The organism is Pontivivens ytuae (assembly GCF_015679265.1).
Classification (GTDB): Bacteria; Pseudomonadota; Alphaproteobacteria; order Rhodobacterales; family Rhodobacteraceae; genus Pontivivens; species Pontivivens ytuae.
Genome location: NZ_CP064942.1, coordinates 2,481,921 through 2,501,535, shown reverse-complemented (window position 1 = coordinate 2,501,535; position 19,615 = coordinate 2,481,921). Strand labels below are relative to the sequence as shown.

General features: G+C 68.5%; 28 protein-coding genes and 1 tRNA gene. 7 read left to right on the top strand and 22 right to left on the bottom strand.

Annotation, left to right across the window (positions count from 1 at the left end; all coding sequences use genetic code 11):
* Positions 1-43 precede the first annotated feature (43 nt).
* Positions 44-697, top strand: coding sequence for a DUF1045 domain-containing protein (locus tag I0K15_RS12265; RefSeq protein ID WP_196101800.1), 654 nt, complete (start codon positions 44-46; stop codon positions 695-697).
* Here the strand turns inward: I0K15_RS12265 and phnN are convergent.
* The 7 genes from phnN to I0K15_RS12230 all read right to left on the bottom strand — a co-directional run bounded on the left by phnN (position 679) and on the right by I0K15_RS12230 (position 5,124).
* On the bottom strand, positions 679-1,209 hold the full coding sequence (phnN, locus tag I0K15_RS12260; protein WP_196101799.1) for a phosphonate metabolism protein/1,5-bisphosphokinase (PRPP-forming) PhnN: 531 nt from the start codon (positions 1,207-1,209) through the stop codon (positions 679-681). The genes I0K15_RS12265 and phnN overlap by 19 nt on opposite strands.
* A complete protein-coding gene (phnL, locus tag I0K15_RS12255) occupies positions 1,206-1,880 on the bottom strand; it encodes a phosphonate C-P lyase system protein PhnL (RefSeq protein WP_196101798.1) in 675 nt (224 codons plus the stop codon). Before phnL ends, phnN begins: the two co-directional genes overlap by 4 nt.
* The gene (locus I0K15_RS12250; RefSeq protein ID WP_196101797.1) at positions 1,877-2,311 is read right to left on the bottom strand and encodes a Crp/Fnr family transcriptional regulator; all 435 of its coding nucleotides are present in this window, start codon (positions 2,309-2,311) and stop codon (positions 1,877-1,879) included. The genes phnL and I0K15_RS12250 overlap by 4 nt, the downstream gene beginning before the upstream one ends.
* A gap of 42 nt (positions 2,312-2,353) precedes the next feature.
* Positions 2,354-3,124, bottom strand: coding sequence for a phosphonate C-P lyase system protein PhnK (gene phnK, locus I0K15_RS12245; RefSeq protein WP_196101796.1), 771 nt, complete (start codon positions 3,122-3,124; stop codon positions 2,354-2,356).
* Positions 3,121-3,459 carry an NIPSNAP family protein gene (locus I0K15_RS12240; protein WP_196101795.1) on the bottom strand — a complete coding sequence of 113 codons (339 nt, stop codon included), beginning with the start codon at positions 3,457-3,459 and terminating at the stop codon, positions 3,121-3,123. The genes phnK and I0K15_RS12240 overlap by 4 nt, the downstream gene beginning before the upstream one ends.
* Positions 3,460-3,652: 193 nt before the next feature.
* Positions 3,653-4,294 carry an alpha/beta fold hydrolase gene (locus tag I0K15_RS12235; RefSeq protein WP_196101794.1) on the bottom strand — a complete coding sequence of 214 codons (642 nt, stop codon included), beginning with the start codon at positions 4,292-4,294 and terminating at the stop codon, positions 3,653-3,655.
* A complete protein-coding gene (locus I0K15_RS12230) occupies positions 4,291-5,124 on the bottom strand; it encodes an alpha-D-ribose 1-methylphosphonate 5-phosphate C-P-lyase PhnJ (protein ID WP_196101793.1) in 834 nt (277 codons plus the stop codon). Before I0K15_RS12230 ends, I0K15_RS12235 begins: the two co-directional genes overlap by 4 nt.
* A gap of 47 nt (positions 5,125-5,171) precedes the next feature.
* Here I0K15_RS12230 and I0K15_RS12225 point away from each other — a divergent pair, with 47 nt between their 5' ends.
* On the top strand, positions 5,172-5,363 hold the full coding sequence (locus tag I0K15_RS12225; protein ID WP_196101792.1) for a hypothetical protein: 192 nt from the start codon (positions 5,172-5,174) through the stop codon (positions 5,361-5,363).
* A 2-nt stretch (positions 5,364-5,365) separates the two neighbouring features.
* Here I0K15_RS12225 and fosX read toward each other — a convergent pair whose 3' ends face one another.
* The 5 genes from fosX to phnG all read right to left on the bottom strand — a co-directional run bounded on the left by fosX (position 5,366) and on the right by phnG (position 8,379).
* Entirely contained in the window at positions 5,366-5,776 is a 411-nt protein-coding gene (fosX, locus tag I0K15_RS12220) for a FosX/FosE/FosI family fosfomycin resistance hydrolase (RefSeq protein WP_196101791.1), read from the bottom strand.
* On the bottom strand, positions 5,773-6,120 hold the full coding sequence (locus I0K15_RS12215; protein ID WP_196101790.1) for an endonuclease domain-containing protein: 348 nt from the start codon (positions 6,118-6,120) through the stop codon (positions 5,773-5,775). The genes fosX and I0K15_RS12215 overlap by 4 nt, the downstream gene beginning before the upstream one ends.
* 215 nt (positions 6,121-6,335) lie before the next feature.
* Positions 6,336-7,418, bottom strand: coding sequence for a carbon-phosphorus lyase complex subunit (locus tag I0K15_RS12210; protein ID WP_196101789.1), 1,083 nt, complete (start codon positions 7,416-7,418; stop codon positions 6,336-6,338).
* The gene (gene phnH / locus I0K15_RS12205; RefSeq protein ID WP_196101788.1) at positions 7,418-7,975 is read right to left on the bottom strand and encodes a phosphonate C-P lyase system protein PhnH; all 558 of its coding nucleotides are present in this window, start codon (positions 7,973-7,975) and stop codon (positions 7,418-7,420) included. The genes I0K15_RS12210 and phnH overlap by 1 nt, the downstream gene beginning before the upstream one ends.
* On the bottom strand, positions 7,972-8,379 hold the full coding sequence (gene phnG, locus I0K15_RS12200) for a phosphonate C-P lyase system protein PhnG (protein ID WP_230374103.1): 408 nt from the start codon (positions 8,377-8,379) through the stop codon (positions 7,972-7,974). Before phnG ends, phnH begins: the two co-directional genes overlap by 4 nt.
* A 138-nt stretch (positions 8,380-8,517) precedes the next feature.
* On the opposite strand from phnG, the gene phnF reads away from it, so the two are divergent.
* Complete coding sequence (phnF, locus tag I0K15_RS12195) at positions 8,518-9,231, top strand: phosphonate metabolism transcriptional regulator PhnF (protein WP_196101786.1); 714 nt, start codon at positions 8,518-8,520, stop codon at positions 9,229-9,231.
* 393 nt (positions 9,232-9,624) lie between these two features.
* Here phnF and I0K15_RS12190 read toward each other — a convergent pair whose 3' ends face one another.
* From I0K15_RS12190 to I0K15_RS12165, 6 genes are all read right to left on the bottom strand, one after another.
* Positions 9,625-10,239 carry an LbetaH domain-containing protein gene (locus I0K15_RS12190; RefSeq protein ID WP_196101785.1) on the bottom strand — a complete coding sequence of 205 codons (615 nt, stop codon included), beginning with the start codon at positions 10,237-10,239 and terminating at the stop codon, positions 9,625-9,627.
* Positions 10,240-10,241: 2 nt separating this feature from the next.
* Entirely contained in the window at positions 10,242-11,549 is a 1,308-nt protein-coding gene (gene phnE, locus I0K15_RS12185; RefSeq protein WP_196101784.1) for a phosphonate ABC transporter, permease protein PhnE, read from the bottom strand.
* A complete protein-coding gene (gene phnE / locus I0K15_RS12180; protein WP_196101783.1) occupies positions 11,546-12,415 on the bottom strand; it encodes a phosphonate ABC transporter, permease protein PhnE in 870 nt (289 codons plus the stop codon). Before phnE (I0K15_RS12180) ends, phnE (I0K15_RS12185) begins: the two co-directional genes overlap by 4 nt.
* Before the next feature lie 57 nt (positions 12,416-12,472).
* A complete protein-coding gene (gene phnD, locus I0K15_RS12175; protein WP_196101782.1) occupies positions 12,473-13,378 on the bottom strand; it encodes a phosphonate ABC transporter substrate-binding protein in 906 nt (301 codons plus the stop codon).
* 63 nt (positions 13,379-13,441) lie between these two features.
* Positions 13,442-14,257, bottom strand: a complete 816-nt coding sequence (gene phnC / locus I0K15_RS12170) for a phosphonate ABC transporter ATP-binding protein (protein WP_196101781.1) — start codon at positions 14,255-14,257, stop codon at positions 13,442-13,444.
* A gap of 178 nt (positions 14,258-14,435) precedes the next feature.
* Positions 14,436-14,510: transfer RNA gene (locus I0K15_RS12165), tRNA-Gly, on the bottom strand.
* Between the two features lie 113 nt (positions 14,511-14,623).
* On the opposite strand from I0K15_RS12165, the gene I0K15_RS12160 reads away from it, so the two are divergent.
* From I0K15_RS12160 to I0K15_RS12145, 4 genes are read left to right on the top strand one after another with little or no spacing between them, the layout of a single operon-like run.
* Positions 14,624-15,142: a prolyl-tRNA synthetase associated domain-containing protein gene (locus I0K15_RS12160; protein WP_196101780.1), complete on the top strand. Its 519-nt coding sequence runs from the start codon at positions 14,624-14,626 to the stop codon at positions 15,140-15,142.
* 55 nt (positions 15,143-15,197) lie between these two features.
* On the top strand, positions 15,198-16,103 hold the full coding sequence (trxA, locus tag I0K15_RS12155) for a thioredoxin (protein ID WP_196101779.1): 906 nt from the start codon (positions 15,198-15,200) through the stop codon (positions 16,101-16,103).
* A complete protein-coding gene (locus tag I0K15_RS12150) occupies positions 16,103-16,762 on the top strand; it encodes an LON peptidase substrate-binding domain-containing protein (protein ID WP_196101778.1) in 660 nt (219 codons plus the stop codon). The genes trxA and I0K15_RS12150 overlap by 1 nt, the downstream gene beginning before the upstream one ends.
* Entirely contained in the window at positions 16,759-16,938 is a 180-nt protein-coding gene (locus I0K15_RS12145; protein ID WP_196101777.1) for a Trm112 family protein, read from the top strand. Before I0K15_RS12150 ends, I0K15_RS12145 begins: the two co-directional genes overlap by 4 nt.
* A gap of 32 nt (positions 16,939-16,970) precedes the next feature.
* Here the strand turns inward: I0K15_RS12145 and I0K15_RS12140 are convergent, their stop codons facing one another.
* The 4 genes from I0K15_RS12140 to rsfS all read right to left on the bottom strand — a co-directional run bounded on the left by I0K15_RS12140 (position 16,971) and on the right by rsfS (position 19,554).
* Positions 16,971-17,129 carry a hypothetical protein gene (locus I0K15_RS12140; RefSeq protein ID WP_196101776.1) on the bottom strand — a complete coding sequence of 53 codons (159 nt, stop codon included), beginning with the start codon at positions 17,127-17,129 and terminating at the stop codon, positions 16,971-16,973.
* Positions 17,129-18,376, bottom strand: coding sequence for a porin (locus I0K15_RS12135; protein WP_196101775.1), 1,248 nt, complete (start codon positions 18,374-18,376; stop codon positions 17,129-17,131). The genes I0K15_RS12140 and I0K15_RS12135 overlap by 1 nt, the downstream gene beginning before the upstream one ends.
* A gap of 304 nt (positions 18,377-18,680) precedes the next feature.
* Complete coding sequence (rlmH, locus tag I0K15_RS12130; RefSeq protein ID WP_196101774.1) at positions 18,681-19,151, bottom strand: 23S rRNA (pseudouridine(1915)-N(3))-methyltransferase RlmH; 471 nt, start codon at positions 19,149-19,151, stop codon at positions 18,681-18,683.
* 13 nt (positions 19,152-19,164) lie between these two features.
* Positions 19,165-19,554 carry a ribosome silencing factor gene (gene rsfS / locus I0K15_RS12125; RefSeq protein ID WP_196105460.1) on the bottom strand — a complete coding sequence of 130 codons (390 nt, stop codon included), beginning with the start codon at positions 19,552-19,554 and terminating at the stop codon, positions 19,165-19,167.
* Positions 19,555-19,615 lie beyond the last annotated feature (61 nt).

Sequence of the window (19,615 nt, the reverse complement as noted above, 5' to 3'; positions counted from 1 at the left end):
GCGTCACCGAGCATTGAGAGGAAAGGGAAAACGGGAGGGCCGGATGTATCGCCGCTACGCCATCTACTACACGCCGCCGCCGGGCGCGCTGGCCGAATTCGGCGCCGACTGGCTGGGCTGGGACGTGGCGAGCGGGACGCCGCGCGCAGTCGCCGCGGAGCGGGAGGACATCGTGGCCCGCCCCCGCAAGTACGGCTTTCACGCGACGATCAAGCCGCCGTTCCGCCCCACCGCGGACGTGGGCGCGCTGCAGGCGGACGTCGCCGCCCTCACCGCCCGCCTCGCCCCCGTCACGCTGGAGGCGCTGATCGTCCGGCCGCTGGGCCGGTTCGTGGCGCTTGTGCCTGCGGGCGACGTGACCGCGCTCAACGCCATGGCGGCGGAGGCGGTCCGAGCGCTCGACGCCCACCGCGCCCCTGCCCCGGCGGAGGAGCTGGAGCGGCGCCGTGCCGCGGGGCTCACCCCGGCGCAGGAGGCGAACCTCATCCGCTGGGGCTACCCTTACGTGATGGAGGAGTTCCGCTTCCACATGACCCTGTCCCGCGCGCTCGACGATCCCGCGCCGGTGCGGGCCGAGGCCGAGGTGCAGCTCACCGGCATCATCGGCAGCCCCCACGTGATCGACAGCCTCACGCTGGTCGGCGAGGGCGCGGACGGGATGTTTCGCGAGGTCCACCGCTACGCCCTCACCGGGTAGAGGGCGGCGAGCGCCGTCTCCACCGTCCGCTCCAATGGGCCGCCATTGTCGATCTCGACCACGTGCAGGCCCTCGGGCAGCTCGACCCGGCGGGCGAGGCGGCGGGCCTGGTCGGCCGCATCCTCCCGCCCGCGGGCGGCGAGCCGCTCGGCCAGCACCTCGGGCGCGGCCGTCAGCGAGATCACCATGAAGCCCGGCACCAGCGCCGCCGCCCGCTCCAGCACCCGGCGGGAGAGGTTGACGAGCATGTCGCGCTCGGCCAGCGCCGCGCGCACCTCCACCGGGATGCCATAGCTCAGCCCGTGCGCCTCCCAATCCAGCAGGAAGGCGCCCGCGGCGCGGCGGCGAGCGAATGCGTCGGCGCTCACCACGTCGCAGTCCTCACCCACCGCATCGGTGCGCGTGATGACCCGGCGCACGAGGCCGAGCTCGGCCCGCGCGGCCAGCGCCCGCATCACCGTGTCCTTGCCGACGCCGGAGGGGCCGACCACCGCGATCAGACGTCCGCTCATGCAGGGGCGAAGGCCGTCACATCGACCTCCCGATCCGCGAGGCGCTGCCGCGCCGCCACGTCGTGGAAGATCCCCACGATGGCCGCGCCGCGGGCCTTCGCCTCCTCGATCAGGGTCAGCACCTCCTCCCGGTTGGCAGCATCGAGGCTCGCCGTCGGCTCGTCGAGCAGGAGGGCGGGGTATTCGTGGGCAAAGCCGCGGGCGATGTTGACCCGCTGCTGTTCCCCGCCGGAGAAGGTGGTCGGGCTCAGCGTCCACAGCCGCTCGGGGATGTTGAGGCGGGTGAGCAGGGCCTCGGCCCGGCTCTGTGCCTCCCCCTCATCGACGCCCAGCGCCAGCAGCGGCTCGGCCACGACCTCCACGGTCGGCACCCGCGGCAGGACGCGGAGGAACTGGCTCACATAGCCGAGCGTCCAGCGCCGCAGCTCCAGGATCTCCCGCGGGGCGGCTTGCGCCACGTCGAGCCCGTCGACCGCGATCACGCCACGGCCCACGCGGTAATTACCGTAGATCATCCGCATCAGCGTGGACTTGCCCGCGCCCGAGGCGCCGGTCAGCGCCACGCACTCGCCCGGTGCGACCTCCAGCTCCGCCCGCTCCATCACCGGGATCGCCGTGCCGCCCTGATTGTGCAGCACGAAATCCTTGCCCACGCCCTCTACCCGGATCATTCGCCCTCTCCCGTCGCATGTTTGTGCAGCATGGTCGCCCCGCCGCGCACCCCGCGCAGCATGGCGACGCCCAGATGCGGGTTCTCCCCCGCCAGTTCGTCGAGCAGGTTGCGCGGGACGTGCAGCACGGTGCAGTCCGTCTCCGCCTTGACCTCGGGCGGCGCCACCGCGTCGATCAGCCCGATCCCGCCATGCCAGTTGCCCGGCCGGTCGTCGATCCAATCCCGCGGGGCGACGCCCCGGATGGTCCGCCGCATCCACCAGCGCCCCTCCAAGAGGAACGAGTAGAACGCGGGCGAGGTCTCGGGATCGAGGATCGCCGCCCCCGCCGCATAGCTCTCCACCCGGCTGCCTGCGAGCAGCCGGTCGAGTTGGCCGGCGTCCAGGCCGCTGAAATGATCGATGGCCGCGATCCGCTCCCGCATCTTCATCTGTCTCCAAGTATCCCGGGGTCCGGGGCAGCGCCCCGGTCCTCAGACCTGCAACACGGAACTCACCAGCAGCTGCGTATAGGCGTGCTGCGGATCGTCGAGCACCTGGTCGGTCAGCCCCGCCTCGACCACGTGCCCGTCCTTCATCACCATCAGCCGGTCCGCGAGCAGCCGCACGACGGCGAGGTCGTGGGTCACCACGATCGCCGACAGCCCCATGCGCCGCACCAGCGAGCGCAGCAGGTCGAGCAGCCGCGCCTGCACGCTGACGTCGAGGCCCCCCGTGGGCTCATCCATGAACACCAGCCGCGGACCCGTCACGAGGTTGCGCGCGATCTGGAGCCGCTGCTGCATCCCGCCCGAGAAGGCCGAGGGCCGGTCGTCGACCCGGTCCGCCGCAATCTCCACCCGGCCCATCCAGTCGATGGCGCTTTCCCGGATCTCGCCGTAATGGCGCGCACCGACGGCCATCAGCCGCTCACCGACATTGCCGCCCGCGCTCACGCCCATGCGCAGGCCGTCGCGCGGGTTCTGGTGGACGAAGGCCCAGTCGGTGCGGCCGAGCATCCGACGCTCCGGCTCGCTCATGGTCAGCACGTCGCGCGGCCCCTCCGCCCGCGTGTCGAAGATCACCTCGCCGCGATCGGGTGCCAGATGCCCGGCGAGGCAGGAGAGGAGCGTCGATTTGCCCGATCCGCTTTCGCCCACGACGCCCATGACCTCACCGGGCCAGAGGTCGAAGGTCACGTCGGCGCAGCCGATGCGGGGGCCGTAGAACTTCGTGAGGCCCTTCACGTCGAGGAGGGGGGTCATGTCGCACTCCCGATTGCAGCGGAAAACTCGGTGGGGGTGAGCACGGCGCTTTCGATCTCGCCGACGAGGTTGCCGTGCTCGGCGGCAGTGCGCGCCTTGATGTCCTTCCACTCCTGGTTGGCCATGAAGGCGGCCCAGCGCGCGTCCATCTCGGCCGCGTCGGTCCAGGCGAGGAGGTAGACGAAGAAGAGGCGGCCGTCGCGCTCCATCTCCCACATCGCCTGGATGCGGAAGCCGTGATCCGCCATCAGCCGTGCGGCGTGGTCGCGGAACCGGTCGAGGAAGGCCTGGCGGTTCTCGGCGAAGATCTCGTAGGTGCGCAGCTGGTTGATCATGGTCGGTCCTTTGGTTGGGTGGGGTTTGCCCCCTCCCCGGCCCTCCCCCCGCGGGGGGAGGGGGCGATATCGGCGAGGGCGGCGCGACAGTGTAGCGCCTCGTCCGCCGTGAAGGCGACAGCCTCGCCCCCAATGCACCAATCCCCTCCCCCAGCAGGGGGGAGGGTTAGGGAGGGGGGTAAGCTCGTCCCCATCACGCCGCCTCCAGAAATCCCTCGACCGCCGCGGCAAAGGCCACCGGGTCGTCGAGATGCGCGAAATGTCCGCCCGGCAGCATCTGCGCGCGGGCCTCCGGGATGTGCCGCTCCATGTAGCGCGCCTGAGCGTGGGTCCGACTGTTCTGCTTGCCGGTCAGCACCAGTGTCGGCGCCGCGATCCGCGGCAGCAGCGGCCGCCCGTCGAAGCGCGCGGCGGCCCGCAACTGCCGCATCGTCTGCCTGTGCGGAGCCGCCTCCAGCAGGGGCCGGAACGCCGCCACCGTCTCCGGCTTCTGGCCGATCGAGGTCAGCGCCGCGATGCGCCGGGGGCTCAGCACCCGCGCGATGAAAAGCGCGACCCGCGTGCCGATCCGGTCCATGATCCGGGTGCGCACACCATAGGTGCTCTCGTAGATCACCAGCCGCCGCACGCGCCCCGGCCAGGTCGCCGCGATCACCATCGCGACCATGCCGCCTAGCGAATGACCGATCACGTCCGCCCGTTCGGGCATGTCGCGGACGATGGCCTGCGCCATATCCTCGACCATCGCGACATCCGGCAGGGGATGCGCCGCGGCCTCCAAGGGCGGCACTTCGCCGTTCATCCCGGCCCCGTTGATCCAGACGCGCGGTGTCACGCGGCCCCCTCCCGCCGACCTTCGCAATAGTCGGTGTCGGAGCAGACGAACATCCGGCTGCCGGCATCGTCCATGATCACCTCGTCGAGGTAGCTGGTCCGCGACCCGCAGAGCGCACACGGATGCTCCGCCTTCGAAGGATCAAACGGGTAGTCGTCGAAGTCGAGGCTCACGACCTTGGTGTAGGGCGGCAGCGCATAGATCCGCTGCTCCCGGCCCGCGCCGAAGAGCTGGATCGCGGGGTTGTCCGACAGCTTCGGATTGTCGAATTTCGGGATCGGCGAGGGGTCCATCACGTAGCGGTCCTCCACCTTCACCGGGTACGCATAGGCGGTGGCGATGGCACCGTGGCGCGCGATGTCCTCGTAGAGCTTCACATGCATCAGGCCGTATTCCTCCAGCCCGTGCATGCGGCGCGTCTCGACTTCCCGCGGCTCCAGAAAGCGCAGCGGCTCGGGGATCGGCACCTGGTAGACGAGGATCTGGTCCTCGGTCAGCGGCTCCTCCGGGATGCGGTGGCGGGTCTGGATGACGGTCGCCTCGCTCGTGTGGGTGGTTGTCGGCACGTCCGCCGTCCGCTCGAAGAACTTGCGGATCGAGACCGCGTTCGTCGTGTCGTCCGCCCCCTGGTCGATGACCTTGAACGTATCCTGGGGCGTCAGCACCGCGGCGGAGACCTGCACCCCGCCGGTGCCCCAGCCATAAGGCATCGGCATCTCGCGGGATGCGAAGGGCACCTGGTAGCCCGGGATCGCGAGCCCCTTGAGGATCGCCCGCCGGATCATCCGCTTGGTCTGCTCGTCGAGATAGGCGAAGTTGTAATCGGTCATGGCGCACCCGGTCTCGTGACGTCGAATTGAACTGCTGAGGAAGCTGAATGCCCGAAGTCCTGATATTCGTTGTCTTTGGCGTGCTCCTGAGTGTGGCGATCCGCTTTTCCTACAGGCTCGGCAAATACCTGAGCCCGCGCAGGAGCTATGGGCGGACCGACAACCTGCCCCCATACGCCGGCGATCTGCGAGGTCGGGACGATGGCGGCGGTGGCTTCGACGGCGGCGGCAGCGACTGACATCACGCACTCCTCCGTGCCGCATAGGCCGCGAGGCGCTGGTCGAGCGTGCCGGTGTGCAGCTCCAGCAAGTGCCCGTCGGCGCTGTGGAAGTAGAGGCTGCGCCCCTCGCCCTCGATCCGCGGGCGGGGCGGGCGCAGGTCGAGGCCGAGTGCCTCGATGGCGGCCTGCCGGGCCTCGAATTCGCTCTCGTCAATTCGAAAGGCGACGTGGTTGTAGGTGCGTTCGGCCAGCGGCGCGCCCTCCATGGTCGCGAGCCAGACGTCGCCGACGAGGTAGAACCGCTCCTTCGACAGGGAGAACGTGTCGGCACCGCTGTCATAGACGAGGCGGCCGCCCAGCACCTGCTCCACCATCGCCTGCGTCCGGTCGAGATCGGCCACGATCAGCGTGATGTGGGAGAGGGCGCTCATCGGGCGAGCTCCATGGCGAGTTGGGCGAGGACGCCGTCGAGACTGGTAAAGACGTCGTGGTTGCTGACGCGCAGGACCCGGTAGCCGCGGGCCGCGAGGTCGGCGTCGCGGCGCAGGTCTTCGGCGGGGTCGTGGGTGTCGCCGTCCACCTCCAGGATCAGGCGCTTTGCGGGGCAGACGAAATCGACGATCCACGGGCCGATCGGGGCCTGGCGGCGGATCGAGTACCCGAGGAAGCGGTGGGCGCGCAGGTGGTACCAGAGCGTGCGCTCGGCCGGCGTCATCTCGGCGCGCAGGGCGCGGATGCGGGTCTTCTGGCGTGCCGTGAGGTTGCGGCTGTGCATGGGGCGGCTCCGAGGACTGGGGCGCTCCGGAGCGTTGCGGGTTGTGGTGAAGGTGGGGTTAAGGGCGTTGGGGAAGCCCCCCTCCCTAACCCTCCCCCCCCGGGGGGAGGGGATTGGTGCGTAGGCGGTGATGATTTCGCCCCCTCCCCCTACTGGGGGGAGGGCCGGGGAGGGGGGCCACCCGCAAAGCACCGAAGAGGGGGGCAACGCCGCGCTCACTCCGCCGCCTCCCGGCTCGCCATCGCCTCAGCCCGCAGCTTGCGGATCAGCTCCAGCTCGGACTGGAAATCCACGTAATGCGGCAGCTTGATATGCTCGAGGAAGCCCGTCGCCTGCACGTTGTCCGCGTGCATCAGCACGAATTCCTGGTCCTGCGCCGGTGCGCCCACGTTATCCTCGCCCAGTTCCTCCCAGCGCAGCGCCCGGTCGACCAGCGACATCGAGATCGCCTTGCGCTCCGACTGGCCGAAGACGAGCCCGTAGCCGCGGGTGAACTGCGGCGGCTCGGTCTTGGAGCCCTGGAACTGGTTGATGGTCTCGCACTCGGTCAGCTCCACCTCGCCGATCTCGATGGCGAAGCCGAGCTCCGGCACCTCCATCTCCACCGCCACGCGGCCGATGCGGAGCTCGCCGACGAAGGCGTGGGTGCGGCCGAAGCCGCGCTGGGTCGAATAGGCCATGCTCAGCACGAAGCCCTCGTCACCACGGGTCAGCGCCTGCAGCCGCAGCGGCCGGTCGGCAGGCACCTCGATGGGCTCGCGGGTGAGGTCGGGCGGTGTGGGCGTGCCCTCGGCCTCCGCCTGCAACAGTCCTTCCCGGTCGAGGAAACCGGCGATATGCGGCGTCGGCTCCAGCCGCGGCTCGCCCTCCTCGGCCCGCGGTGCCTCGCCCTCGGCCGCCAGTGCGAAGTCGATCAGGCGGTGCGTGTAGTCGAAGGTCGGGCCCAGCACCTGCCCACCCGGCGCGTCCTTGAAGGTGGCCGAGATCCGGCGGTCGCAGGCCATGTTCCCCGTCTCTACCGGCTCCGACATGCCGAAGCGAGGCAGCGTGGTGCGGTAGGCGCGGATCAGGAACACGGCCTCGATCAGGTCGCCGCGCGCCTGCTTGATGGCGAGGGCGGCGAGATCGGGATCGAAGAGAGAGCCCTCCGCCATCACCCGATTGACCGCGAGCTTCATCTGCTCCCGGATCTGCGCGATGGAGAGCTCGGGCACCGACGGATCGCCCCGCCGCTCCTCGGCCAGCCAGGCATGGGCGTTGTCGATGGCGCGCTCGCCGCCTTTCGTCGCAACATACATCAGCCGACCCTCGTGCTGCGCGGCATCGCTGCGAGGCGGTCGCCGCAAGTCAGGAACGTGTCGAAGCCCAGCGGGAAGTGGCGCGCATTGGCCGCGAAGGCCGCCGGGTCCGGCAGGTTGAGCTGCGCCTCGATCTCGATGCCGGGGCCGGTGAGGGTCGCGCCCGCGGCCTCCAGCTCCTCCACCTCGACGATCAGCGTGGCGGAGCGGTCGGGATAGTCCGGCTCCCCGATCCGATAGGTGTCGAGCGGTTGCAGCGCCGCCCAGGTGCCGAGCGCGAAATCGGCCTCCCCCGCCGCCACGATCGGCGCGCCGGTGTGAAAGGCGATCCACTGCCGGATCGCGTCGGTGTCGTGGCCGGGTGCGAGGTAAAGCGCCGTATCCGTGTCGCAGAGCGTCAGCAGCAGCGTGCCTGCCGCGGGGGAGAGCGGTGCGGGGGGCTGGGCCGCCGCCGCATGCTCGATCCGCCCCGGCCGGGCCATCGCGTTCATCGCCGCGCGAAAGGCCTGCGCGGCCTCGAGGGCGGGTTCGGTGAAGCCTCCGGCCAGTGCGGTCATCCGTTCTCTCCCCGGACCATGGTGAAGAAATCGACCTTGGTGGAGGCGGCCTTGGCCGCGCGGGTGCGCCGGGCCTCCGCCATCTCCGCCTCCAGCGGGGTGAGGAGCGCCGTGCGTATCTTCCCGGCGGCGCCGGTCTGCATCAGTGCGTCGACGAGCGCCGCGCGGCGCGCCTTTTCCTTGTCGCGGCCCTGCACGTAGCCGTGGCCGACCGTACCGTCCGAAAGCTGGAGCGCGCAGCGCGTCACCGTCATCTCGCCGAGGTTGAAGGGCGCGCCGACCGCCCCGGCCCGGCCGCGGACCATGATGCTGCCGATCTCGGGCGCGCGCAGCCAGTCGAAGGCGGGCTCCTCGCCCAGCGCGGGCCAGAGCCGTGCGACCGCCGCCGCGGGCGCCTTGGCCATCAGGCTCATCCAACCGGCTCTCGCGGCGTCCTGCGACATAGACAACCCTTTCCACTTGTCGGAGTTATTATACAACTATACAAGTGATACCGATAGAGGCGCTTCGGCGCAATCGCCACGAAGTGAAGTTTCGATGACATGAGCCGCACACCGATCTGGACCGCGATCCACGACGCCCTGTCCGGCGAGATCGCCGCGGGGCACTACGATGTCGGCGACCGCCTGCCGAGCGAGGCGCAGCTCGCCGGGCGCTTCGGCGTCAACCGCCACACGGTGCGCCGGGCGCTGGCGGCCCTGGCCGAGGACGGCGTGGTGCAGTCGCGGCAGGGGGCGGGCGTCTTCATCTCCGCCCGTCCCACGGAATACGCCATCGGGCGGCGCGTTCGGTTCCGCAGCAACCTGAATGCGGCGGGCCGCCTGCCGGGGCGCAAGCGGCTGTCCAACGAGACCCGGCAGGCCAATCCGGCGGAGCTGGAGGCGCTGGCGCTGGAGGAGGGGGCGAAGGTCCACGTGTTCGAGGGCGTCTCCCTCGCCGACGGGCAGCCGCTCGCCCTGTCGCGCAGCGTGTTCCCGGCGGAGCGCTTCCCCGACCTGCCCGCGATCCTGGCCGAGGAGGAATCGATCACCCTGGCCCTCGCACAGTGCGGCGTGACCGACTACACCCGTGCCTCCACCCGGATCACGGCGAAGCTCGCCACGGCGGCGCAGGCCCGGCACCTGCGCCTGCGCGAGGGCGCGCCGATCCTGCGCACGGTCAGCATCAACGTCGATCCGCAAGGGGTGCCGGTGGAGTACGGCCACGCCTGGTTCGCGGGCGACCGCGTGGCGCTGAGCGTCGAGGATCAGGGGTAGACGCGCTGCGCCGGGACCTTTGGGTCCGGAGGTGATCCGCGGAAGAAGGCCCCGGATCAAGTCCGGGGTGGTCGTGCTCAGGGGCCACCGTCCCGGCCGAAGAGCCGGGACCTTTCAGCAACCGAAGCGCTCCTCAGCCAAAGGCCCCGGATCAAGTCCGGGGTGGTGATGCATTGATTACACGCCTTGCCCGGCGGCACCGCCGGGCCGCGCCCGCCCCGGGCTCCGCCCGTTCTCGCCTCAAACGCTCCACCGGAGCGTTTGCAAGACGGCGCTCACCCTCCCCCCGAGGGCGCGGCCCTCGTCTCTTCAATGGAGCGTCATCCTCGGGCTTGACCCGAGGATCTCCGAAATCCGGGCGATGGCCGGGTCGAGCCCGACCATGACGGCCTGCTAGCCGCCGTACTTCTCCAGGAACGCTTCCGCCTTCAGGCCCCGAAAATCCTCCAGCGCCTCGCGCAGGGCCGCGTGGTCCCAGTCCCACCACCCCAAGCCGATGAGCCGGTCCGCGATCTCCGCGGGCTGGCGGTGGCGGATCACCTTCGCCGGCCCGCCTGCGACGATCGTGTAGGGTGCGACGTCCTTCGTCACGATCGCGCCCGCGGCGACCACCGCGCCGTGGCCCACCGTCACCTCCGGCTTGATGATGGCGCCGTGGCCGATCCACGTGTCGTGGCCGATATGGGCGACCCGCGCCGCGCGCGCCTCGAAGAACGCGGTCTCGTCCTCCGCATCGTCCCAGTAGCTCGCCGCGCGGTACATGAAGTGGTGCAGGCTCGCCCGGTCGAGCGGATGGTCGGTCGGGCCGATCCGCACGAAGCTCGCGATGTTGGAGAACTTGCCGATCACCGTGTTGGCGAAGTCGCAATAGCGCGTCGCGTACGAGTAGTCGCCGAGCTCGGTGTTCAGCAGGCTGCAGCCCTGCCCGACCTCCGTATAGCGGCCGAGCGTGCTGTTGCGCACCTGGGCGTCTGCCGCGACCAGCGGCTCCTCCGACAGCTTGGCCATGGTCAGCCCTTGCCGCGGATCAGCCGCTGCCGCAGCCAGCCGGAGACGGTATCCATCAGCATCACCATCAGGACGATGAGGACGATGTAGTAGGTCACCTCCTCCCAGTCCTTCTGCGTGATGATGGCCTGGGTGAGCAACAGCCCGATGCCGCCCCCGGTGATCGCGCCGATGATGGTGGCCGAACGGGTGTTGGACTCCAGGAAATAGAGGATCTGGCTCATCAGGACCGGGGTGATCTGCGGGATGACGCCGAAGCGGTAGCGTTGCAGCGGCTTCGCGCCGGTCGAGCGGATACCCTCGATCTGCTTGCCGTCGACGTTCTCCAGCGCCTCGGAGAAGAGCTTGCCGAAGGAGCCCGTGTCGGTCAACAGGATCGCGAGCGTTCCGGTCAGCGGACCGGGGCCGAAGGCGCGGGAGAGGACGATGGTCCAGATCAGCCCGTCCACCCCGCGCAGGAAGTCGAAGACCCGACGCACGAAGAAGCGCGCAGCCCCCAATGGCGCGAAGTTCTTCGCCGCCAGGAACGCCAGCGGCAGGGCGAAGATCGCGGCCCCCATGGTGCCGAGGAACGCCATCAGGATCGTCTCCCCGATGGCCCAGGCGACATCGGCGTGGCGCCACATGTCGTTGGTCCAGAAATCGTCGAGGATGGCACCCGCCTCGCCTGAGAACGCGCGGCTGCCAAGCTCGCCCCAGCTCAGCCCGTGATAGGGGCTGTCGAGGGTGAAGAAGAAGAGCTCCCATCCGCCGAAATAGCGGAAGACCTCGGTCCGGTTGCGGGTGATGGTCAGCCGCCCCGCTTCCGTCGTGATCGCGACGCGGTTGCGGGAGGCGTTGATCCACTCCGGCAGTTCCTCCGTCGGGAATGTCGCCTGCGCGCCCTGCCGTCCCGGCTGCGCGGTGATGAGGCCGTAGCCCGGGATGTCGTAGGTCACGACCTCCGGCCCGTAGGTGATGATGTGACCGTCGCCGAGGTCGATCACCGTCTCGTCGCCCAGATCGACCCAGTCCGGCCCCTCGCCCTGCGGATAGCGGCCCTTGCGCTCGCCCTCGATGGCGACACCGACCTCGCCGGAGCGGTTGTCGCGCGTCACGTGCACCTTGTAGCTGTAGGTGTCGCGGACGAGGGTGCGCCCGTTCTCCCCGTTCGCATCCGAGAAGACCTCCGCCATGTCGAAGGCGACGAAGATGTAGATGCAGTAGGCGAGGATCGCGGCCGGAAGGCCGAAGGACATGATCCGCTTGCGGCGGAACAGCCGGTCGGCGGTCGCGTAGCGGTCGTCGGTGCTCAGGGCCTCGGCACTCATCGCGCGTCTCCATGCACCAGTCGGTTGCGGAAATGGCTGGAGATCTGGTCGATCACCACGATGGTGAGGAACAACAGGATGAAGATCGCGGCCGCCTTGTCGAACTGCCCCTGCCCCCAGGAGATCGTGTTGCGCAGGTCATACCCGATGCCGCCCGCGCCGACGAAGCCGAGGATGGCTGAGGCCCGCACGTTGATCTCGAAGCGCAACAGCGCGTAGCTCAGGAAGTTCGGGGCGACCTGCGGGATCACGCCCAGCCACATGCGCTGGGTCCAGTTCGCACCGGTCGATTGCAGTCCCTCGACCGGGCCGAGGCTCGCATTCTCCGCCACTTCGGAGAAGAGCTTGCCCAGCGCGCCCACGGAATGCAGCGCGATGGCGATCATCGCAGGCACCGGGCCGCCGCCGAGGATGAAGATCAGGATCAGCGCGATCACGATGTCCGGGACTGCGCGGAGGAAATCGAGGAAGCGGCGGAAGAGCGGGATCAGCCGCGGGTAGAGCGCCAGCCCGCGTGTCGAGAGGAACGCGAAAATCGCTCCGAAGATTGCGCCGATAAGGGTCGAGGCGGCGGCGATGTTGATGGTCTCGACCAGCGACGGGAAGTATTCGACGAGGTAGCCCGGCAGCTCGTCCCGCTTGCGCCAGGCCTCGTTCACGACGTCCGCGGGGAAACCGAAGATGTTGCCGATCCCGGCCCAGAAGCCGCCGGCATTGCGCTCGTTCGCGGTCAGAAAGCCCGCGACCATCAGCGCGATGAAAACGGCGAGCAGCACGGTGCTCCACAGCCGCCGCGTGCGCAGCTCGGCCATGTAGCTCTCGTAGCGTCCGCCGGGGGTGGCAGCGGTCAGGGTGGTGTCGCTCATCGGGTCCGCCCAAAAAAGCGCGAAGCCCCGGACAGGCCGGGGCTCCGCTGGTGCCGATTACTCGGAGCGCGCGCGGCGCACTTCGATGATCGTCTCGTAGGCTTCGTGGGTGATCGGGGTGAAGCCCGCGGTGTCACCCGCCGCCACGCCGTAGGCGCAGTCGGGGTCGTTCTCGTGCAGGTTCTGCACCAGCTCGGTCATGGTGTCCTTGACGTCCTGCGGCAGGTCCTGTGCGAGCACGACCGGGCCTTCCGGGATCGGCTTCGACATCCAGATCTGGACGAGGTCGTTCATGTCGACGAGGCCGGCATCCACCGCGCGGCGCAGGGCGCCGGAGTTGTAGCCGTCTTCCCACTCGCCGAGGCCGTCGGCCCAGGTCACGCCCGCGTCGATATCGCCGTTGGCGACCGCGACGATGGTCTGCTCGTGACCGCCGGTGAACACGACGTCACCGAAGTAGTCGCCGGGCTCCATGGTGATCTCGTCGGCTTCCTGCGGGATCTCGATGGACGGGATCAGGTAGCCGGAGGTGGAGTTCGGGTCGCCGAAGCCGAATACCTTGCCTTCCATGTCCGTCAGGCTCTCGATCGCCGCGTCCGCGCGGGCAAAGCCGATGGAATGGTACGAGAAGGAGCCGTCGAGGTTGGTCTTGACCAGCACCGGCTCGACCGCATCGGGGTTCTGCACGTAGACGCCGGCATAGGAGGACGCGCCGAGCCAGGCCATCTGGATGGTGCCGCCCAGAAGGCCCTGCATCACGCCGTTATAGTCGGCCGGGGCGAAGAGCGAGACGGGCACGCCCAGCGCTTCCTCGGCATAGGCGCGAAGGCACTCGTTGTTCGACAGGCGGTCCTGCGCGTTCTCACCGCCCAGCAGGCCGATGTTGAACTCTTCGATCCCCTGCGCCAGCGCGGGGGTCGCCAGCACGGTGGTGGCCGCAAGGGCCGTCAGAATCTTCTTCATGGTGGTCTCTCTCCGAGGTTATGCCCCGCCGTCCCTGTCGGCCGGGGCGAAACGGGTAATGGGTCAGAGGGTGGCGAGCGCCTCGCGGCCTTCGCGGCCGTCCAGCGTCTCGATCTCGGTGGAGGTCGCCTCCTCCGAGAACGTCTCATCCGCGCCGTAGATCTCGCGCGCCATGTCGGTGGTCAGCAACTCCGGCGTGCCGTCGAAGACGACGCGGCCCGCACGCATCCCGATCACCCGGTCGCAATAGCGCCGTGCGGTGTCGAGCGTGTGCAGGTTGCAGATGACGGTGCGCCCGTCCTCCTCGTGGATCCGGCGCAGCGCCTGCATGACGATCTGCGCGTTCATCGGATCGAGCGAGGCGATGGGCTCGTCCGCGAGGATGATCCGCGGGTCCTGCATCAGCGCCCGCGCGATCGCGACCCGCTGCTGCTGCCCGCCGGAGAGCGCCTCGGCGCGCTTGGGCGCCTGCTCCGCTATGCCCAGCCGGTCGAGGATGTCGATCGCCCGCCGGATATCCTCCTTCGGGAACAGGTTGAACATCGTCGCGAGCGTCGAGCGGCGGTTCAGCGTGCCGTGCAGCACGTTCGAGACCACGTCCATCCGCGGCACGAGGTTGAACTGCTGAAAGATCATCGCGCAGTCCGACTGCCAGCGCCGCTTCGCCGCACCGTTGAGCGCGGTCACGTCCTGCCCCTCGAACACGATCCGTCCTTCGGTGGAATCGGTCAGCCGGTTGAGCATGCGCAGAAGGGTCGACTTGCCCGCACCCGAACGCCCGATGACGCCGATCATGCAGGCTTCGTCCACGCGCAGGGACACGTTGTCCACGGCTGCATTGCCGCCGAAACGCTTCGTCAGTCCATCGATCTGGAGCATCGTCCCTCCGCCAGAATTCGGCGGGACGCTATGGGGGATCGTGTGACTATTTTTTTCAGTTTAGTGAAGCTTCGATGACGACCCCGCACGATGGCCGCGGCGCGCCGACGCACCTGGAGCGGCCCGTGAAACGGGGTTCGAGGCCGTTTCCAGCGTCAATTCCGATGGAGAGAGAAAATGGAGCGGGCGATGAGATTCGAACTCACGACTTCAACCTTGGCAAGGTTGCGCTCTACCCCTGAGCTACGCCCGCGTCCTTGGGTGAGGGCGATGTATAAGGATTCGCGAGGGGGCTGCAAGGGCAAAATGTCCGCCCTGTTCCACCGGGCGTGAGGGCGGGTTAGGGTGGTGTTCGAGGAGGATCCGATGCCCTGGACCGAAGCCGATCTCCTGGCCTTCCTGGCCGAGCACGACATCCCCGTGTCGCTCCACCGGCACCCGCCGCTCCGCACGGTGGAGGAGAGCCAGGCGCTGCGTGGTGCGCAGCCCGGCACCCATTGCAAGAACATGTTCCTCAAGTCGAAGAAGGGCGAGCTGGTGCTCGTCACCTGCGAGGAAAGCCGGCAGATCCGCATCCGCGACCTCGAAAAGGCGATCGGGGCGCGCAAGCTCTCCTTCGCGTCGGCCGAGCGGTTGATGGAGCATCTGGGCGTGAGCCCAGGTGCCGTGACGCCGCTTGCGGTGCTCAACGACACCGATCGGGCCGTGCGGGTAATCCTCGATGCGCAGATGATGCAGGCCGACGTGCTCAACTGCCACCCGTTGCACAACGAGGCGACCGTGGCCATGTCCACCTCGAACCTGATGCGCATCTTCGCCCTGACCGGGCATTCCCCCGAGACGGTCGATTTCGACGCACTGGAAGCGGCCGCGCTGGCCGCGTAGGCGAAACGCTGTATCTTAACGGGCACTCACCGCCCCGAATGACGAAAGATAAACGATGCTCGAACTTGGCACCGCACCCGCCGCCGATCTGATCAAGGACTCCAGCGAGGCGACCTTCATGGCCGATGTCGTCGACGCCTCCATGGAGGTGCCGGTGATCGTCGATTTCTGGGCGCCCTGGTGCGGGCCGTGCAAGCAGCTCACCCCGGCCATCGAGGCGGAGGTGACGGCGGCCCGCGGTGCCGTGAAGCTCGTGAAGATCAACGTGGACGAGAACCAGCAGATCGCGGCCCAGCTTCGCATCCAGTCGATCCCGACGGTCTATGCCTTCTACAAGGGTCAGCCGCTCGACGGCTTCCAGGGCGCGCTGCCGCAGAGCCAGATCAAGGCGTTCATCGAGAACGTGGTGAAGGCCGCGGGCGGCGACATGTCCGGCGGGCTCGACGACGCGGTGGAGCAGGCCGAGCAGATGCTGGAGGAAGGCGCGGTGGCCGACGCCGCCCAGGTCTTCGCCGCGATCCTCGGCGAGGATCCCGAGCATGTGCGCGCCATCGCGGGTCTCGCCCGCGCGTACATGGCCGCAGGCGACGTGGAAAAGGCGCAGGCGACCCTCGACAACGCGCCCGAGGCGCTGCAGGACAAGCCCGAGATCGCCGCGGTCCGCGCCCAGATCGAGCTCAGTGCCAACGCCGGTGCCGCCGGGGAGATCGCTGGCCTCGCCGCCGCCGTGGAGGCGGCACCCGACGATCTGGAGAAACGCTACGAGCTTGCCACCGCGCAGATCGGCGCGGGCCAGAATGCAGAAGCCATCGACAGCCTGCTCGAGATCTTCCGCCGCGATCGCGAGTGGAACGAGGCGGCCGCGAAGGAGCAGCTCTTCAAGCTCTTCGACGCGATGGGGCCGAAGGACCCGCTCACACAGTCCGGCCGCCGCCGGCTCAGCTCGATGATCTTCGCGTGATGCGCCGGTTCACGTCAGCCGACCTGCCCGAGATCATCCCGATCTTCCCGCTCGGCGGCGCTCTGCTGCTGCCGCGCGCCCGCTTGCCCCTCAACCTTTTTGAGCCGCGCTACCTTGCCATGTTGGAGGATGCGCTGAAGACGCCCGAGCGCTTCATCGGCATGGTGCAGCCCGCCGACGGGCCGGAGGGGTCGAGCAAGCGGCTCCACTCCATCGGCTGCGCGGGCCGCGTCACCCAATTCTCCGAAACCGATGACGGGCGCTACATCATCTCGCTCACCGGCATCAGCCGCTTCCGCCTGGTCGAGGAGGTCGAGGGCTTCACCCCCTACCGCCGCGCCCGCATGGACTGGTCCAGCTTCGAGCGGGACTTGGGTGGCGAGGAAAAGGACAAGGGCTTCGACCGCCCCGCCTTCCTCAAACTGCTCGGCCGCTTCTTCGAGAGCGCGCAGCTTTCCTCGGACTGGGACAGCCTGCGCGAGGCAGACGAAGAACTGCTCATCAACTCCCTCTCGATGCTCTGTCCCTTCGATCCCGAGGAGAAGCAGGCGCTGCTGGAGGCCCCGTCGCTTGCCACCCGGCGGGAGACGCTGGTCACGCTGATGGAGTTCGCGCTGCGCAGCGGCGCCAGCCCGCAGGACGACACGCCCCTGCAATGAGCGAGCCGGTCGATCGCAAGCTTCTGGAAATGCTGGTCTGCCCGGTCACGCGCGGCGTGCTGGTCTATGACCGCGAGGCGAACGAGCTGATCTCCCGCAACGCCGGCCTCGCCTTTCCCATCAACCAGGGCGTCCCGGTGATGCTGGTGGACGCGGCGCGCGAGCTGGACGAATAGCAGCCGCCCCCGGTGAGGGCGGCCGCCTTGTTTCAGGGCCGGAACACGAATTCCCCGTCCTCGCCGGACAGAAGGCCGGGACCGGGGTTCAGTTCCCCCGGCGTCCCGATCTCCGACCGCTCGATGGGCCGTTCCTGCACGCAGGCGGTCAGCCCCATCAGGACCAGCGTGGCGGCCAGGGCCCGCACCATCAGAAGCGGACCCGCGCGCCGGCCATGACGGCGGTGATGTCGTCGAACTCCTGCGCGTCGTCCTCGTATTCGAACTGACGCAGGCCGAGGAAGACCTCGGTGCCGACGCGGTCGACCTCCTGCACGGCGAAGACGCCGTAGGTGGTGGACTCGTCGCCTTCGCTGTCCGTGTTCTCCCCGTCGAAATAGTCGACGGCGAACGCCGTGGTGCCGAGGCTCGTCAGGTCGTTGGTCTGCCAGCCGCCCTTCACGTAGTAGAAGGTGTTCTCGTCACGATCGCCCTCGAACTCGCCCTGACCGGCGGCGAAGGTGAGGCTGAGCCCCGTCGGCGTGTGCAGGCCCGAGAACGAACCGTTCACGAACTCCTCCACATCGTCGGCATCCGCGCCGCCATTGTTGCCATAGGCGATCGCGCCCTCGAACCGCACCGGTCCGAAGTCGTTGCCGTAGCGCAGGGCGACGTCATACCGGTCATCCGAGATCGCGGAGGTCGAGACCTGGAAGCCTGCGATCTCCGGCGAGTCGTAGCGGATCCGGTCCTGTCGGCTGAAGCCGTCGAGGTTGCTGAACGTATCCCCGATATCCGGGTTGTCGTCCCCGCCGCCGTCGACCAGTTCGCCATCCTCGCCGCGGAAGATGATCCCGCCTGCGAAGTCGGAGACGCCCGAATAGCCGACCACGTCCGTGTTCGACAGGTCGACCTCCGACGTGCCGTTCGACGCCGTGTCGCCCTGGCCCAGCGCGATACGGCCGAGCTGATCGTTGTCGACGAAGAGCTCCAGCTTCCGATCGCTGAAGCTCTCGGACCCCGTGTTCTCGTTCAGCTGGCTGACCTCGGCGGACGAGTTCGACTCGATCTCCACCTCGATCAGGGTCCCGACCGTGGTGCTCTCGTTCAGGTCGCCCTCGCCGGTGAAGCGGACGCGGGTGGACGAGTTGTCGTTGTCGACGAAGAACGTGTCGGTGGACTCCCCGTCATCGGTGAAGAGCACGCCGCGGTTGACCTGTCCCGACACGGTGAGCCGGATCCCGGTGTCCCCGGTGGTGATGTCGCCCCGGGTGCCCGGCGCGACCTGGGTCGCGGTGATCATCTGTTGCTGCGTCTCGGCCATGGCGGACTCGAGCGCGGCGAGCCGGGCCCGAAGCACTTCGAGCTCCGCCTGCATCGCGGCCGTATCCTGAGCCAGAGCCGGACCGCCGGTGGTGAGCGCGGCGACGCTGGCAGCAAGTAGGAGGGTGCGTTTCATGGGATTGCCTTTTCTGTGGGGTGCCGGATCACGACACCATTACAGAATGCAATGTTCACGAGAGATTCGGAGTAACCGCGAGGCAACAACACGCCTGATAACAGGCATTTAGCCACACATATTTAGATACGCTGCGTATCCACTTCGAGCACAATCAGTTTTATTTGACTAATTACTTGAAATGCCCCTCGCGCACGCCACGTGTAAACATCGGCTTACAGGTAGAGCGCAAACGCGCGTGATCTACCCCCGGATGCAGAACGGGCCGTTCGCGTTCAGTGGATGATCGAAGGAAGGGGCCGGTTCAGACCCGGTGATAGGGCGTTCCGGCGAGGATCGTCGCGGCGCGATAGAGCTGTTCGGCGAGCATCACGCGCACCAGCGCATGCGGCCAGACCATGGCGCCGAAGCTCACCTTCAGGTCAGCCGTCTCCCGCAACTCCGGCGCGATCCCGTCCGCCCCGCCGATCACGAGGGCGACGTCGCGCCGCCCCTCCTCGGCCCAGCCCATCAGGCGCGTCGCAAAGTCAGGGGAGGTGAGCTGCCGTCCGCGCTCATCCAGCATCACCCGCACGGCGCCCGCGGGGATCGCTGCAGCGAGCAGCTTCGCCTCGGCCGCCATGCCGCCGGCCTTGCGGTCTTCCACTTCGGTGAGCTGAGCGGGGGAAAAACCCAGTGCGCGCCCGGTGCGCGCGTACCGGGTGAGGTAGTCCTCGACCATGTCCCGCTCCGGCCCGGACCGCAGCCGCCCGACGGCGGCAATCGTCACGCGCATGCGGAGCTGACCATCAGTGCGTGACGGGCATCTCGCCGGGGGCGAGCCACATCTTCTCGAGCTGGTAGAACTCGCGCACTTCCGGGCGGAAGAGGTGCACGATCACGTCGCCCGCGTCCAGGAGCACCCAGTCGCCGGTGTCCTGCCCCTCGGTCCGCGGCGCCTGTCCGGTCGCGGCCTTCACCTTCTCGATCAGGTGATCGGCCATCGAGGCGACCTGGCGCGACGAGCGTCCAGAGGCCACGACCATGTGATCCGCCATCTCCGACTTGCCCTTGAGCGGAATCGGAACGACGTCCTCAGCCTTGTCATCGTCGAGGGAAGAAAGGATCAGCGCCAGCAACTCGGAGGGGCTGATCTGGTGTGCCTTGAGCCCGGTGGCACGGCCCGGTGCGGCGTCCATAACCGCGGAAACACGTTCCGTCAGAACGATGTCCTCCTGCACTTGCGGGCCAACGGGCACC

What these genes read in the sequence shown, in the direction of transcription:
- I0K15_RS12265 (WP_196101800.1), top strand. Translation starts at nt 44, where the DNA reads ATGTATCGCCGCTACGCCATCTACTACACGCCGCCGCCGGGCGCGCTG.
- phnN (WP_196101799.1), bottom strand. Translation starts at nt 1,209, where the DNA reads ATGAGCGGACGTCTGATCGCGGTGGTCGGCCCCTCCGGCGTCGGCAAG.
- phnL (WP_196101798.1), bottom strand. Translation starts at nt 1,880, where the DNA reads ATGATCCGGGTAGAGGGCGTGGGCAAGGATTTCGTGCTGCACAATCAG.
- I0K15_RS12250 (WP_196101797.1), bottom strand. Translation starts at nt 2,311, where the DNA reads ATGAAGATGCGGGAGCGGATCGCGGCCATCGATCATTTCAGCGGCCTG.
- phnK (WP_196101796.1), bottom strand. Translation starts at nt 3,124, where the DNA reads ATGACCCCCCTCCTCGACGTGAAGGGCCTCACGAAGTTCTACGGCCCC.
- I0K15_RS12240 (WP_196101795.1), bottom strand. Translation starts at nt 3,459, where the DNA reads ATGATCAACCAGCTGCGCACCTACGAGATCTTCGCCGAGAACCGCCAG.
- I0K15_RS12230 (WP_196101793.1), bottom strand. Translation starts at nt 5,124, where the DNA reads ATGACCGATTACAACTTCGCCTATCTCGACGAGCAGACCAAGCGGATG.
- I0K15_RS12225 (WP_196101792.1), top strand. Translation starts at nt 5,172, where the DNA reads ATGCCCGAAGTCCTGATATTCGTTGTCTTTGGCGTGCTCCTGAGTGTG.
- fosX (WP_196101791.1), bottom strand. Translation starts at nt 5,776, where the DNA reads ATGAGCGCCCTCTCCCACATCACGCTGATCGTGGCCGATCTCGACCGG.
- I0K15_RS12215 (WP_196101790.1), bottom strand. Translation starts at nt 6,120, where the DNA reads ATGCACAGCCGCAACCTCACGGCACGCCAGAAGACCCGCATCCGCGCC.
- I0K15_RS12210 (WP_196101789.1), bottom strand. Translation starts at nt 7,418, where the DNA reads ATGTATGTTGCGACGAAAGGCGGCGAGCGCGCCATCGACAACGCCCAT.
- phnH (WP_196101788.1), bottom strand. Translation starts at nt 7,975, where the DNA reads ATGACCGCACTGGCCGGAGGCTTCACCGAACCCGCCCTCGAGGCCGCG.
- phnG (WP_230374103.1), bottom strand. Translation starts at nt 8,379, where the DNA reads ATGGCCAAGGCGCCCGCGGCGGCGGTCGCACGGCTCTGGCCCGCGCTG.
- phnF (WP_196101786.1), top strand. Translation starts at nt 8,518, where the DNA reads ATGAGCCGCACACCGATCTGGACCGCGATCCACGACGCCCTGTCCGGC.
- I0K15_RS12190 (WP_196101785.1), bottom strand. Translation starts at nt 10,239, where the DNA reads ATGGCCAAGCTGTCGGAGGAGCCGCTGGTCGCGGCAGACGCCCAGGTG.
- phnE (WP_196101784.1), bottom strand. Translation starts at nt 11,549, where the DNA reads ATGAGTGCCGAGGCCCTGAGCACCGACGACCGCTACGCGACCGCCGAC.
- phnE (WP_196101783.1), bottom strand. Translation starts at nt 12,415, where the DNA reads ATGAGCGACACCACCCTGACCGCTGCCACCCCCGGCGGACGCTACGAG.
- phnD (WP_196101782.1), bottom strand. Translation starts at nt 13,378, where the DNA reads ATGAAGAAGATTCTGACGGCCCTTGCGGCCACCACCGTGCTGGCGACC.
- phnC (WP_196101781.1), bottom strand. Translation starts at nt 14,257, where the DNA reads ATGCTCCAGATCGATGGACTGACGAAGCGTTTCGGCGGCAATGCAGCC.
- I0K15_RS12160 (WP_196101780.1), top strand. Translation starts at nt 14,624, where the DNA reads ATGCCCTGGACCGAAGCCGATCTCCTGGCCTTCCTGGCCGAGCACGAC.
- trxA (WP_196101779.1), top strand. Translation starts at nt 15,198, where the DNA reads ATGCTCGAACTTGGCACCGCACCCGCCGCCGATCTGATCAAGGACTCC.
- I0K15_RS12150 (WP_196101778.1), top strand. Translation starts at nt 16,103, where the DNA reads ATGCGCCGGTTCACGTCAGCCGACCTGCCCGAGATCATCCCGATCTTC.
- I0K15_RS12145 (WP_196101777.1), top strand. Translation starts at nt 16,759, where the DNA reads ATGAGCGAGCCGGTCGATCGCAAGCTTCTGGAAATGCTGGTCTGCCCG.
- I0K15_RS12140 (WP_196101776.1), bottom strand. Translation starts at nt 17,129, where the DNA reads ATGGTGCGGGCCCTGGCCGCCACGCTGGTCCTGATGGGGCTGACCGCC.
- I0K15_RS12135 (WP_196101775.1), bottom strand. Translation starts at nt 18,376, where the DNA reads ATGAAACGCACCCTCCTACTTGCTGCCAGCGTCGCCGCGCTCACCACC.
- rlmH (WP_196101774.1), bottom strand. Translation starts at nt 19,151, where the DNA reads ATGCGCGTGACGATTGCCGCCGTCGGGCGGCTGCGGTCCGGGCCGGAG.
- rsfS (WP_196105460.1), bottom strand. Translation starts at nt 19,554, where the DNA reads ATGGACGCCGCACCGGGCCGTGCCACCGGGCTCAAGGCACACCAGATC.